This is a genomic window from Candidatus Pelagibacter sp. uisw_091 (genome assembly GCF_059512525.1).
Map to the genome: position 1 here is coordinate 1 of NZ_CM183455.1, position 13,390 is coordinate 13,390.

A 13,390-nucleotide genomic window follows, 5' to 3' on the forward strand; every position below is an offset into this window, starting at 1 on the left:
ATGTCTAGCAATAATACAACACAAAATTTAAAAGATACTTTATCAGAAGCCTTAGATTGGACTGTCATTCAAAAAGACATGAAGGTTAAGCTAGGTAGTGATATATATGAAAGCTGGCTTAGAAAAATAGATTTTGTTGAGGAGATGAGCAATTATATCTTACTCTCTGTCTCAACTAGATTTATAAGAGACTGGATTACTTCAAGATATTTAGATCAAATTTTACAAGTTGTAAAAGTATATAAAAAAGATTTAACAAGAATTGAATTTAAAATTGTTGAAAAAAATACTAATATGGATGTTCAAAACAATGTTCAATCAAGTATAGATAATGAAAATGTATCGTTCATTAAAGATACATACTTACAATACAATAGAATTGATCCTAATAAAAGATTTGATAATTTCATAACTGGAACTAGTAATAAATTAGCATACGAAGCATCATTAAAAGTTTCAGAAAATATTTCTCACTACAATCCACTTTATATTTATGGTGGAGTTGGAATGGGTAAAACTCATTTATTGAATTCAATTGGCCTTTCATTGAAAGATAAGCATAAAGTGATGTTTATTTCTGCAGAGAGATTTATGTATCAATTTGTTAAATCTATCAAATCCAATGATATGGTAAAATTTAAAGAATATTTTAGAAATACTGATATTTTATTAATTGATGATATTCAGTTTATGAATGGTAAGGAAGCAATGCAGGAAGAGTTCTTTCATACATTTAATGCATTGCTTGATAAAGGTTCTCAAGTAATAATTTCTGCAGACAGAGCTCCAAACAAACTATCTAGAATCCAAGATAGAATTAAATCAAGATTCGCGGGTGGTTTAGTTGTCGATATTCAAAAACCAGATTATGAGCTTAGAAGTAAAATCGTTAAACAAAAAACAGAAGAGCTTAATGTTTTTTATTCTAATCAAGTAAATATCTCTGAAGAAATACAAAAATTTATTAGTACTGAAATTACAACAAGTATAAGAGAGTTGGTTGGTGCGATTAATAGAGTAGTCTCTTTTTCAAGAATATATAACAAGGTACCCAATTTATCTGAGGTTAAAGTTGTTCTAAAAGATTTGCTAAATATAGGTGAAAATAAAGTAACAATTGATTTAATCCAATCTACTGTTTGTAAATTTTTTAAAATAAGTAAAAATGAAATGTTATCTTCAAGAAGATCGAGATATCTAGTTAGACCAAGACAGACCGCTATTTATTTAACTAAAATATTGACTTCTAAATCTTTACCAGAAATAGGTAGAGAATTTTCTAATCGAGATCATACCACAATCATACATTCAGTTAAAACAATTGAAAGATTGAAGGAAAAAGACACAGAAATGAACAACAATATTAATAACTTAAAAAATCAAATATTATATACTAAAGAGAATGAAATTTAACGTTAACCAACAAGACTTACAACAAGCTCTGAACTATTGTCAGGGTGTAATAGAAAAAAGAAGTACACTTCCAATTTTATCAAATGTTTTATTAAATGCTAGTAGTTCAAGTTTAACAATTACAGCAACAGATTTAGATCTAATATTCATCCATCAAATTAATAATGTAGAGGTTCTTGAAGAGGGAAATACGACTACAACTTCATCAATCATGTATGATATCATAAGAAAATTTTCATCAGGAAAAAAAATTAATTTGTCTTTAACAGAAGTTAGTAAGCTTCAAGTTGAGTCTGAAAAATCAGTCTTTAATTTAAATTGCATTAGTGCATCTGAATTTCCATTAACAGATGAAAACTTCAATCAAAATGAGTTTTCAATAAAATCTAAACAGTTATTAAAATTGTTAAATAAATGTAAATTCTCTGTTTCAAACGATGAAACAAGACATTACTTAAGTGGAATTTTTTTTCATCAGACTGAAATTGAAGATAAAATTTTCTTAACAGCAGCTGCAACTGATAGTCATAGAATGTCCATATCTAAAATAAGATTGGATCAAAAGATAGACTTCGAACCAATTATATTACCCAAAAAAACAATATTTCAATTATGCTCTTTACTAGAGAACTACGATGGTGATGTAAAAATTTCAAATGTTAAATCTAAAATTAAATTTGAATTGAATAATAGTATTTTAATTTCAAAGTTAATTGATGGAAAGTTTCCTAATTATATACAGGTAATACCCAAAAGTAATCAAAAAAAATTGGAAATAGAGCTTAAACTATTTTTAGACTCTGTTGATAGGGTTGCTTCAGTTTCATTAGACAAAAAAGATGGTGTAAAATTTAGCTTATCAAAAGATATTTTAAATTTATCTGTTAATAATACTAATAGTGGTGATGGAAAAGAAAGTTTAAATGTTAAATTTGAGCATGATTTAGAAATTAGTTTTAATTCTAGATATTTGATTGATGTTGCATCCCAACTAGATGGAGATAAAATTGAAATTTTTTTTAATGACACAGGATCTCCAGCTTTAATTAAAGACCCAGGTGACTTTGATAGTATATTTGTTGTAATGCCTATGAAGGGTTAGTTCAGAACATCCAGTTCAGTATAAATAGCATTCTCCAATTGTTTTAAAAAAATTTCTTTATCTAACCCAGGTTCAATAGGTTTTAAAATTGAGATAGTTAAAATTGTATTCATTTTTTTTGAACCTTTTTTTGGCCATGTATTTCCAGAATTAATAGCCACTGGCTGACATAAAATTTTTAGTTGTTCATAAATTCTACCAGAACCTTTTTTGAAAGGAATTCTCTCCTCAGGAGGCAATCTTGTTCCCTGTGGAAAAATTATTAAAGGTCTGTCTGATGAGTTAATTTGTTTTGAAATGTTGTCAAAAAAACCAAGGTTTTCTTTTAATACTCTATTTCTTTTAATTGATATTGAGCCAATTTTTCTAAGATACCAACCAAATATAGGTATCATTAATAACTCTTTTTTTAGAATAAAAACCGGAGAATTAAAAATTGTTTGTAAAAAAAAAGTTTCAAACATCGATTGATGAGAAGATGCTATAAAAAACTTTTTATTTTCAATTATATTCTCTTTACCTTTAATAATTATTTTAGTGGATAAAAAAATTTGTAGACAGAAAGAAGTCCAATAGCCCATAATTTTTCCACCAAATAAAACTATTTTTTTTGGCAAAAGGATTGCTGGAATAAATATTAAAGAAATAAAAATAATTCCAGTAAAAAAGAAAAGAGAAAATAAAAAGTTTCTTATCATTTTTACGAAGAATTAAATCAGGTCTTCTAGTTTTTGCCTTTTTTTAATAACATTAATTTTAGAGCCTTTGATTAATATTTCTGTTGGCTTTGGTCTAACATTGTAGTTTGAGCTCAATGATACACCATAAGCTCCAACATCACACATTACTATAAGGTCTTTTTCTTTTAATTTTTGAAATTTTTTTAAAGTTGTAAATTTGTCAGTACTTTCACAAATTGGCCCAACAAATTCATAGGTTTTTTTTGAAGTTTGACCTGTTTTTATTACGGGTAAAGTTCTATGGTTTGCACCATATAATGCTGGTCTCATAAGGTCATTCATTGCAGCATCTAATATAATAAAATTTTTCTTACTATTCTCTTTTATATAAATAATTTTTGAAAGAAGTGACCCTGTGTTACCAACTATTGATCTACCTGGTTCAAATATAATTTTAGAATTATGATTTTTTAAGAATTTTTTTATAGCAATATTGTATTTTTGATAATTGAGTTTTTTATTATTTTTTTCATAAGATATTCCCATGCCACCACCAAGATCAATAAATTTAAATTTATAATTACTTTTTTTGATAATCTTATCTAATACCTTAAGCATTTTTTCATATGGTCGATAATCTAAAATTTGACTTCCTATATGAACACTTAAACACTTAAGATTAATATTTTTTGATAATTTAGAATAATTTACAAGATCAAAAAATGTTTTTTCATCTACACCAAATTTATTTTCTTTCTTGCCAGTTGAGATTTGTTTTAAAGTTTTTGCATCTGTATTTGGATTCAATCTAATGCCAATATCTATGATTTTATTTTTTGATTTTGCAATTCTTTCAATTTCATTAATTTCACTTTTAGATTCAGCATTTATTAATAAAATATTTTTATCAATCGCATAGCTTATTTCACTTGATGTTTTTCCTACTCCTGAAAAAACTATTTTTTTTGGGTTTACACCAGCTTTAAGTGCCACCATCAATTCTCCCATTGAAACCACATCTGCACCTAATCCAAATTTTCTAATTTCTTTAATCAAATTAACATTAGTATTAGATTTAATTGCAAAACATATTAGTGGAGAAAATGATTTAAAGTTTTTTTTGAAGTTGATTATATTTTCTTTCAATTGCTTATATGAATAACAGTAAATTGGAGTATTAAATTTTTTAGCAATATCCTCAATTTTAACATTTTCAATGAAGAGACTTTTATTGATATATTTCATTAAATCTTAAATGTAAGGGCATTGTATTTGGCCGCTTTATATTCAGGATCTCCTTTTTTTCCACAAGAGAATAACAAAATACTGAATATAGAAATTAAAATTAGTTTTTTTATCATTTTATACTTTTTTATATTTTATTATCATTTTTTTAATATTATCAAAAGATGTTCCACCATAGGATTTTTTTGAATTTACTGAGTTTTTTATATTAAATACTCTCAATACTTCAGCTGTAAGCTTTGGTTCAATTTTCTTTAATTCTTCAATACTAAGTTCATTTAATTTTTTTCTTTTTTTTTCTGCAAAATTAACAATCATAGCCGTAGTTTGATAGGCCTTTCTAAATGGCATTGAATGATTTTTAACAAGATAATCGGCCAAATCTGTAGCTGTAATGTAACCTGAATTTGCAAGTTTTAACATTTGTTGTTTATTTGGTTTCATGTTTTTTAAAACTTCATTAAGAATTGCAATACAATTGTTAAGAATTTCATTAGATTTAAATAGTATCTCTTTATCATCCTGCAAATCCTTGAAATAAGATAAGGGTAGACCTTTAAGAATGGTTAACATTGAAAATAGATTTCCATAAGTTGAGCCAGTTTTTCCTCTTAAATATTCTAATAAATCTGGGTTTTTTTTCTGTGGCATTATTGAAGATCCCGTAACAACTTTATCTGAAAGAGTAATTAAATTAAAACCATCTGAGTTCCAAATAATTAACTCTTCTGCAATTCTTGAAATGTGCATAGAACAAACTGATACGCTGTATAAAAAATCTATAACAAAATCTCTGTCAGCAACGGTATCTATTGAGTTATTTGTAGGTCTTTTAAATCCTAATTTTTTTGAAGTAAAATTTCTGTCAATATTAAAAGAAGTTCCTGTTAAAGCTGCAACACCAAGAGGACATTCTGATAAGTTTTCTAAATTATAAGTAAATCTTTTTTTATCTCTAATAAACATTTCCACATAAGCCATTAAATAGTGTGCAAATGATACTGCTTGGGCATTTTTTAAATGTGTAAAACCTGGCATTATTGTTTCAATATTTTTTTCAGAAATTTTAAGAATTGTTTTTATAATGTTATCTAAGTTTTTATTGATCTTCTTAGTAGCTGATGTAGTCCACATTTTAAAATCAGTAATTACTTGATCATTTCTAGACCTAGCAGTATGCACATATCCTGCCTCTTCACCGATTATTTGAAATAGTCTTTTTTCAATATTCATGTGAATGTCTTCGTATTTCCTATTATATTCAAATTTATTTTTTAAAATCTCCTTTTCAATTTTATTTAGTCCATAAATTATTTTATTCTTAATTTTAAAAGTAATAATTTTCTGTCTAAACAGCATCTCAATATGCGCAATTGAACCCAAGATATCTTCCTTAAAAAGTTTTTTATCAATATCTATTGAATTGCCTACTTTTTGGAAAAATGTAGAGGCATCTTTTTTAATTCTTGACCCCCATATTGCTTTATTGTTTTTATTTTTTACCATGATAATCAATTATACATATTTAGTATGAAATTATTAATAATATTTATATATTTAATAACAACTAACTTTGGTTATGCTTTTGAAAAGCCTGATATAAAAAATTTAGTTTTAATTAAAAATCCAAAATTATACGAAAATGTAATCTTCATGGATATAAATCAAAAAAAGGTTGATTTAGATGATTTTAAAGGAAAATTAATATTATTAAATTTTTGGGCAACTTGGTGTGCGCCCTGTAAAGAAGAAATGCCATCATTAGACAGTCTTCAATCAAATAGTAACTTTAGTAATTTAAAAATTTTTCCAATAAACATTGGTCAAGAAGATGTATCTAAATCAGAATTTTTTTTTAAGGAACTGAATATCCAAAATTTAGATATTTATATAGATGCACCCATTACTCTGGCAAAAAAATTTTCCCTAAGAGGAGTTCCAACTACTATTTTATTTAATAAACAGGGTAAGGAGTTTGCAAGAATTATGGGTTCTATTGATTTTAGTAATGAAGAATTTATTAATTGGTTAAAAAATTATAATTAATTTTTAAAAAAATAAGCAAAACAGACTAAGACTACTATAGCTATAAACTGAAAAAGAACTCTTAACTGCATTAGCTTGTTTGAATATTTTTTACTAGTCTCTCCACCTTTAAACAAGGTTCCGATACCCAGAATTAATACAACAGCAACAACTATTAAAAGGACAATACCTAAAATCTTAACTAAAGTTCCAGAAATCATAATTGTATAGTAGAGTGTTTTTTATATAAAAAAACATAATAAAAACATCTATGACATTTTGTCTGACAACTACAATCATAAAACCAGAAAAAAATATATCAATTAAAAATGCTATTATTTTACTTCATGGGTATGGAGGGGATGGAAAAGATATAAGTATGATAACTCTTAATTGGAAGAGATTTTTACCTAATACTATTTTTTTATGTCCAAATGGGCTTGAAAAATGTGTAATTAATCCGACAGGGTACCAATGGTTTGATTTAACTAGAGATGACTCAGAATATATTTTAGAGCAGTCAAAAAGGGCTGAAATAAAGCTTAAACAATTTATTGAAGAAATAAAAGATGAATATAGTTTAAAAAATTCAGAAATTTGTTTATCAGGCTTTAGCCAAGGTAGCATGATGTCTTTAAATTTGGGATTAACAAGCAAAGAAAACTATAACTGTATTGTAGGTTTTTCTGGCAAAGTAATTAATCAAGAAGACCTTATTAAGAGAAAAACTTCTTCAACAAAAATGCTTTTATTGCATGGAGATAAAGATGAAGTTGTTTCACCAACTTTTTTATTAGAAGCTAAAGACTTTTTAATAAGAAACAATATTGAAATAGAGACAAAAATGATAAAAGATTGTGAACATCATATTCCTGTTGAAGCTTCAAGTGTTGCATTAAATTATATAAAAAATAGTTTTAAAATTAAATAGAAATTCTATTTATTGATAAAATAATTTTTTTCAGTTAGAATTTTATTATGTTTTTTGCTGATCAAAATCTTTCTTTAGAAAAATGTCCTGCATTAGTTTTAAATGCAGATTATAGACCATTGAGTTATTATCCATTGTCTCTATGGAGCTGGCAAGACTCGGTAAAATCTGTTTTTTTAGATAGAGTAACTATTGTTAGTAATTATGATAAAGTTATCAGAAGCCCATCATTTAATATGAAGTTGCCAAGTGTAATTGCTTTAAAAAGCTTCATCAAACCACAGTCCAATCCAAGCTTTACAAGGTTTAATGTTTTTTTGAGAGATAGATTTTCATGCCAATATTGTGGTAGTAATCAAGAACTAACATTTGATCATTTGCTTCCAAGATCTAAAGGGGGACAGACAAATTGGGGTAATGTTGTTACCGCATGTTCTTCATGCAATGTCAAAAAAGGTGGTAAACTATTGAAAAATTCTGAAATGATTCTTAATCAAAAGCCTTTTCAACCATCAACAGAAGATTTACACAAAAATGGCAAATACTTTCCTCCAAATTTTCTACATAAGAGCTGGATGGATTATTTATACTGGGATGTCGAGTTAGAGGCTTAATTATATTTTTTCTGATATATTAATGGCAATTTTTGAACCAGTTTTTATAATTTTATCTAAAATAGAATAAGGACCTTCTTTAGTAGCACCCTCCTCGTAAGCAATATCTTTATGATCAAGCTCATCTTCTCTAAATTTTATAATTTTGTCTCTTAGTTTTTTTTCATCTGACCCAAGTTGCTCAATTTGATTTGCATAGTGTTCTTGAATCACTTCCTCAACTGAAGCAGTACAGAGCATTGCAGCTTTTTTTCCTAGAATAGTAGAACCAAATCCCAAACCAACACCTAGCAGATCCCACAAGGGTAAAAGTTTTGTAGGTTTAATATTTCTTTTTTTAATTTCATTTTCAAAATAATTACAATGTTCTTTTTCATGCTCTTTCATTTCTTGGATTATTTTTTTTAATTCATCATTTTTAATGAAAGTATTTAAAGCTAATAATTGACCTTCATATATCTTTATAGCACCACGCTCACCTGCATGATCAACTCTTATAAATTCTTCAACTTTAATTTTATTTGTTTTTTTCATAATTTAGAAAAATATTTATTGTTATAACACTTAGTACTACAGAAATAAAAATATTAAAAGTCGCAAGAGATAAACCAAAAATCTTAAAGGTCACGTCTTTACAGCTGATTGGCATTTGTTTTAGTTGATTTAAAAGAGCTTCTTTAGACAAGTCATTATTTGGAGTATTTAAATCACAAACTAATGACTCTTTAATAAACCCTTGTTCAATTCCAAAATGATAGAAAGACAATAAGGCTGCAATTAAAAAAGTTAAACTTAAAATTATTAAAGTAAATTTTTCAAATTTTTTAGTAAATAAACAAATAGAAATAATTATTATCGAAAAAATATAAGGTATTCGCTCGATCAAGCATAAATTACAAGGATTATGGCCCAATACATATTGGATGAAGTATGCAACAAAGATTGCAAAGATACTAAATACTAGTATTGAATTAAGTACTAATTTGTTTTTAACTTTATACATATTATTTAGTAACAAAATATATCACCAAAAAAATTAATACAATTATAATTCCTATGATCGTAGACCACATTGCAGCCTTTGTTTTCATAAATGCATTAAATGTGTCACCTAATTTGAACGAAAGAAAAGAAATAATAAAAAATCTTAAACCTCTAGAAAACAGACAAATAAGAAGGAATATGAATAAATTGAAATCAATCATACCGCTGGTTATAGTAAACACTTTAAATGGAAGAGGCGTAAAGCCGGCAAGAAATAAAGTGGCTAGCCAAATATAAAAACCAGTCCCACTTGTTAGATCATTCTTAAGACTAAGTACTTTTTCTTCATAGCCATAAAAACCCACAACACTCATTCCAAAATCTAAAAAATATACACCAATAAAATATCCTAGAATACCGCCCAAAGTAGAGAAAAGTGTAGCAATCATAAATATTTTTAAATAATCATTTTTTTTTGCAATAACCATAGGAACGATCATGACATCAGGCGGAATAGGAAAAAAAGAGCTTTCTACAAAAGATATAATTGCCAAAAATACTTTTGCACTTTTATGAGAAGCAAGCGTTAAAGATTTTTGATATAATTCATTAAACATTTTTTGGTTTTAATATAAATTAAGTTCTTATACTATTTAATATTAAAGTTATAATAATGAAAAACTCAGGGCGAATGGCGGAACTGGTAGACGCGCACGACTCAAAATCGTGTTTCGCAAGAAATGAGAGTTCGATTCTCTCTTCGCCCACCAAAAATATATGCAAATAAATAAAATAAATAATTTATTAGAATTATTTTATAAACAATATCAAAGTAAAAATAAGGAAAGTATTTTCTTACAGTCATTAAAAGAGCCAAAAATAGAATATTCATGGGAAGCAGTTTATTTGAATATAAATAAACTATCTGAAGAAATATCAAAATACATTAAAAAAGGTGATAGATGTTTATTAGTTTCAGAAAATCGACCGGAATGGATGATATCAGACCTTGCAATTATGTTATCAGGTGGAGTTACAGTTCCTGCATACACAACTTATACAGAAAGAGACTATGAGTATATTATTAATGATTGTACACCCACAGTTATTATTATTTCAGATGAAATCCAGTATAAAAAAATTAAAAGCATAATTTCGAAAAATGATTTTATTAAAAAAATTATTTTCTTTGAAAATAAAGAAAATATTAACGAGAAATTAAATTTAAGAATACAAGATATCTTTAAAAGAAGTAATTCTAAAAATCAAAATTTCTCAGATTTAAAAATTCAAAGAACAGATATGGCATGCATAATTTATACCTCAGGAACACAAGGAAACCCAAAAGGTGTTATGTTAAGTCATGGTGGGATACTTAATAATTGTGAAGGAGCAAATCAATTATTAAAAACTTTTATTTCAAAAAATCCAAAATTTTTAACTTGGTTGCCGCTATCACATTCATATGAGCACACAGTTCAATTTGTGCAGATAGTTGTTGGAGCAAGAGTATTTTATGCTGAAAGTATAGATAAGTTAATTAAAAATATGAACGAATGTTCCCCAGAAATAATGACAGCTGTACCCAGGTTTTATCAAAATTTACATCAAAAAATTAATGCGTCATTTAGTAAAGTTAAGGGATTAAAAAAAATCTTAATTAATCAAACTGTTCAGCTGGGAAAGAAAAAACTTAACAAAAAAAAATTTTCATTAATTGAAAAATTGATTAATTTTATTTGTGAAAAATTAGTAAGAAAAAAAATTAAAAATCAATTTGGAGGAAACTTAAAGGCCTTCATTTCAGGAGGTGGAGCTCTAGATAAAGAGGTAGGATTTTTTTTAAATGCAATTGGTTTACCAACATTGCAAGGATATGGTTTAACAGAAACTTCACCAGTTGTAAGCTGTAATTCAATAGAAAATATTAGAGTTGAAACAGTTGGAAAACCCTTTGAGGGAAATTTGGTTAAAATTGCAGATGACGGTGAGATAATTGTAAAAGGTGAAAACGTCATGTTGGGTTATTGGAAAAATAGTGAAGAAACAGAAAAGGTTTTAAAAAACGGATGGCTATACACTGGTGATATTGGAGAATTTGATGGAGAATTTTTAAAAATAACAGATAGAAAGAAAGATATAATAATAACTCCTGGTGGAGATAATATTTCACCAATTAAAATTGAAAATGATTTAAATAAATCTGACTTTATAGAACAAAGTGTAGTTTATGGTGACAACAAACCATATTTGGTTTGTTTGATAGTTCTAAGTAGGGAACATAAACATATTACTGAAGAGCAAATTCAACAAGAGATAGATAAAATAAATAGAAATTTATCTAAAATAGAAAAAATAAAAAAATTTTTTATAGTTAAAGATCAATTCACAATAGAAAATAATATGATGACACCTACATTAAAATTAAAAAGATTTAAAATTATAAAAAATTATAAAAAAGATTTTGAAAAATGTTTCTAATTTTATTTTTTAAGTAGATTATAAGTCGCATAAAATCTAACCTTTTTTACATAATAAAAAAAAGAAAAAAAATATTATATAAAAAAAACATTAAATTTTTCTTTAATTAAAGATTTGACATCACTTGTATAAAAAAATAAAAATAAGTTAACAGCGAATCACTTTGATTCGTTTAACTTAAACAGGGAGCTAAAGATGGCTACAAGAAAAAAAGCTAAAAAAGCTAAAAAGAAAACTAAGAAAAAAGCTAAAAAAGCTAAAAAAGCGAAGAAAAGAAAAAGATAGTATCTTAGTCTTTTCAAAAAACGCTTCTCATAACATTTTGTGTGAGAGGCGTTTTTTTTCGCCTAATTTTTAATTCTCAGTATTATCAGAAGTAGCAACTTCAGTTTCAGATGTCTCTGGCTCTACAATCTTAGTAGTAGCGGCAATAGCTTTTCCTTGCCCTTCTAGATTTCTTTTTAATGCTTTGTCTAATTTTTTCTGTGTATCTTCTAATGATACTCCCATTACTATTTGAAATTCTGATAGGATTCTTTCATAAGCCTTTTCAAAAAGCTGTCTTTCACTGTAAGATTGATCAACCATTAGATCATCACCTTTATTTAAATCTCTAACAACCTCAGCAAGTTCATAAATTTTACCTGATGAAATTTTAGCTTCATATTCTTGTGCTCTTCTACTCCACATAGATCTTTTAATTTTCGGCTTGCTTTTTAAAATAGATATACATTTATTGACCTGATTAATAGTCGCTAGTGGTCTAAGATGAGACTGCTTATTTACTGGAACCATTCCATTAGCCTTATCTTTTTCAAACTTAAGTACGTATGTCTCAACATCAATTCCACCAATATTAATCTTTTTAAATTCAGTAATTTGTCCTACACCGTGCTTTGGATAAACAACATAGTCTTTAACTTTATATTCTTTTTTTGCAGTTTCCTGTTTTTTTACTTTTTTAATTTCAGGTTTAACCTCGTTACTTTTTGAAATTCTTAAATTAGAAGTTTTAATTTCTACTTTTTGAGGAATAGGTTTTAAATTAACTGTTTTTAAACTCTTTTTAATTTTGGCTGAGGTTTTTATCACTTTAGCTTTTTTTATAGAAACAGCTTTTTTAGCTGTTTTAGCTTTAGGCTTTTTATTTGCTTTAACGACAGACTTTTTTGTTACTTTTTTTGTAGAAGTTTTTTTAAAGATTTTCGCTAAAATATTTGTCGAACTTGTTTTCTTCATTTTTATACTTTTCATGATCCTCTGGAGGATCTTTTTTTTCAGTTATGTTTGGCCAAATTTCAGAATATTTTGTATTCACTTCAAGCCACTTTTCGCTTCCAGACTCTGTATCAGCTACTATAGCATCAACAGGGCATTCTGGCTCGCAAACGCCACAATCTATACACTCGTCTGGTTTAATTACAAGCATATTTTTACCCTCATAAAAACAATCGACTGGACAAACTTCAACACAGTCCATCAGTTTACATTTAATACATTTATCATTTACAAGGTAGGTCATTTGTTTAATTCTTTTTTTACTTTTTCTTTTAAGTCACCCATTATTTTAGCATCTATATATAATAAACCAGCAAGTCTCCTCATTAAGTTTGTCTCATACATATCTGCACTATCATCTGAATAAATGATTTTCCATAGAGATTCAATAATTCTAATCTTATCTGACTCTGGAGCATTTTTAACCTCTTTTGTGAAGTTTAGTATTTGGTTTGAATTTTCTTCAATAATTGACGCATCTGAAATTAATTTATCTATATTTGAACTTTCTGCACCTAATTCAATCAAAGTTTTCTTTATAATCTCTTTTTCTTTATCTTCATAATTTTCATCAATTTTTGCTACATGAATTAATAAAGCTGCAATATTAGAATAAGATTTATCATCATCCATATTA

Annotated in this window: 16 protein-coding genes and 1 tRNA gene; 7 read left to right on the forward strand and 10 right to left on the reverse strand. The window is 26.7% G+C overall.

Features of this window, described 5'->3' with window-relative positions; translation table 11 throughout:
- Positions 1-1,413 (forward strand): chromosomal replication initiator protein DnaA, encoded by a 1,413-nt coding sequence (gene dnaA / locus AC5YGA_RS00005; protein ID WP_415308436.1) that lies wholly within the window; start codon positions 1-3, stop codon positions 1,411-1,413.
- Positions 1,403-2,515, forward strand: coding sequence for a DNA polymerase III subunit beta (gene dnaN, locus AC5YGA_RS00010; RefSeq protein ID WP_415308437.1), 1,113 nt, complete (start codon positions 1,403-1,405; stop codon positions 2,513-2,515). Before dnaA ends, dnaN begins: the two co-directional genes overlap by 11 nt.
- On the opposite strand, the gene AC5YGA_RS00015 is transcribed toward dnaN, so the two are convergent.
- From AC5YGA_RS00015 to argH, 3 genes are all read right to left on the reverse strand, one after another.
- Positions 2,512-3,213, reverse strand: a complete 702-nt coding sequence (locus AC5YGA_RS00015; RefSeq protein WP_415308439.1) for a lysophospholipid acyltransferase family protein — start codon at positions 3,211-3,213, stop codon at positions 2,512-2,514. The genes dnaN and AC5YGA_RS00015 overlap by 4 nt on opposite strands.
- A gap of 12 nt (positions 3,214-3,225) precedes the next feature.
- Positions 3,226-4,440: a diaminopimelate decarboxylase gene (gene lysA, locus AC5YGA_RS00020; RefSeq protein WP_415308441.1), complete on the reverse strand. Its 1,215-nt coding sequence runs from the start codon at positions 4,438-4,440 to the stop codon at positions 3,226-3,228.
- Positions 4,441-4,557: 117 nt separating this feature from the next.
- On the reverse strand, positions 4,558-5,946 hold the full coding sequence (argH, locus tag AC5YGA_RS00025) for an argininosuccinate lyase (RefSeq protein ID WP_415308442.1): 1,389 nt from the start codon (positions 5,944-5,946) through the stop codon (positions 4,558-4,560).
- A gap of 24 nt (positions 5,947-5,970) precedes the next feature.
- Between argH and AC5YGA_RS00030 the strand changes: the two genes are divergently transcribed.
- Positions 5,971-6,486, forward strand: a complete 516-nt coding sequence (locus AC5YGA_RS00030; RefSeq protein WP_415308444.1) for a TlpA family protein disulfide reductase — start codon at positions 5,971-5,973, stop codon at positions 6,484-6,486.
- Here AC5YGA_RS00030 and AC5YGA_RS00035 read toward each other — a convergent pair.
- On the reverse strand, positions 6,483-6,686 hold the full coding sequence (locus AC5YGA_RS00035) for a twin transmembrane helix small protein (RefSeq protein ID WP_415308446.1): 204 nt from the start codon (positions 6,684-6,686) through the stop codon (positions 6,483-6,485). The genes AC5YGA_RS00030 and AC5YGA_RS00035 overlap by 4 nt on opposite strands.
- A gap of 50 nt (positions 6,687-6,736) precedes the next feature.
- On the opposite strand from AC5YGA_RS00035, the gene AC5YGA_RS00040 reads away from it, so the two are divergent.
- Both AC5YGA_RS00040 and AC5YGA_RS00045 read left to right on the forward strand, forming a co-directional pair.
- Positions 6,737-7,396 (forward strand): alpha/beta hydrolase, encoded by a 660-nt coding sequence (locus tag AC5YGA_RS00040; RefSeq protein WP_415308447.1) that lies wholly within the window; start codon positions 6,737-6,739, stop codon positions 7,394-7,396.
- Between the two features lie 47 nt (positions 7,397-7,443).
- Positions 7,444-8,010 (forward strand): HNH endonuclease, encoded by a 567-nt coding sequence (locus tag AC5YGA_RS00045; RefSeq protein WP_415308449.1) that lies wholly within the window; start codon positions 7,444-7,446, stop codon positions 8,008-8,010.
- Here the strand turns inward: AC5YGA_RS00045 and AC5YGA_RS00050 are convergent, their stop codons facing one another.
- The 3 genes from AC5YGA_RS00050 to AC5YGA_RS00060 are packed head-to-tail and all read right to left on the reverse strand — an operon-like array spanning position 8,011 to position 9,611.
- Positions 8,011-8,544 (reverse strand): demethoxyubiquinone hydroxylase family protein, encoded by a 534-nt coding sequence (locus AC5YGA_RS00050; RefSeq protein WP_415308451.1) that lies wholly within the window; start codon positions 8,542-8,544, stop codon positions 8,011-8,013.
- Positions 8,528-9,013, reverse strand: coding sequence for a disulfide bond formation protein B (locus AC5YGA_RS00055; protein ID WP_415308453.1), 486 nt, complete (start codon positions 9,011-9,013; stop codon positions 8,528-8,530). Before AC5YGA_RS00055 ends, AC5YGA_RS00050 begins: the two co-directional genes overlap by 17 nt.
- A gap of 1 nt (position 9,014) precedes the next feature.
- Positions 9,015-9,611 (reverse strand): YqaA family protein, encoded by a 597-nt coding sequence (locus AC5YGA_RS00060; protein ID WP_415308455.1) that lies wholly within the window; start codon positions 9,609-9,611, stop codon positions 9,015-9,017.
- Between the two features lie 68 nt (positions 9,612-9,679).
- Between AC5YGA_RS00060 and AC5YGA_RS00065 the strand changes: the two genes are divergently transcribed.
- Positions 9,680-9,764: transfer RNA gene (locus AC5YGA_RS00065), tRNA-Leu, on the forward strand.
- Between the two features lie 7 nt (positions 9,765-9,771).
- Positions 9,772-11,475, forward strand: coding sequence for an AMP-dependent synthetase/ligase (locus tag AC5YGA_RS00070; protein WP_415308456.1), 1,704 nt, complete (start codon positions 9,772-9,774; stop codon positions 11,473-11,475).
- Between the two features lie 354 nt (positions 11,476-11,829).
- Here the strand turns inward: AC5YGA_RS00070 and AC5YGA_RS00075 are convergent, their stop codons facing one another.
- From AC5YGA_RS00075 to AC5YGA_RS00085, 3 genes are read right to left on the reverse strand one after another with little or no spacing between them, the layout of a single operon-like run.
- Entirely contained in the window at positions 11,830-12,729 is a 900-nt protein-coding gene (locus AC5YGA_RS00075) for a CarD family transcriptional regulator (RefSeq protein ID WP_415308458.1), read from the reverse strand.
- Positions 12,671-12,997 carry a ferredoxin FdxA gene (fdxA, locus tag AC5YGA_RS00080; protein ID WP_415308460.1) on the reverse strand — a complete coding sequence of 109 codons (327 nt, stop codon included), beginning with the start codon at positions 12,995-12,997 and terminating at the stop codon, positions 12,671-12,673. The genes AC5YGA_RS00075 and fdxA overlap by 59 nt, the downstream gene beginning before the upstream one ends.
- A complete protein-coding gene (locus tag AC5YGA_RS00085; protein ID WP_415308462.1) occupies positions 12,994-13,386 on the reverse strand; it encodes a tellurite resistance TerB family protein in 393 nt (130 codons plus the stop codon). Before AC5YGA_RS00085 ends, fdxA begins: the two co-directional genes overlap by 4 nt.
- Between the last annotated feature and the right edge of the window lie 4 nt (positions 13,387-13,390).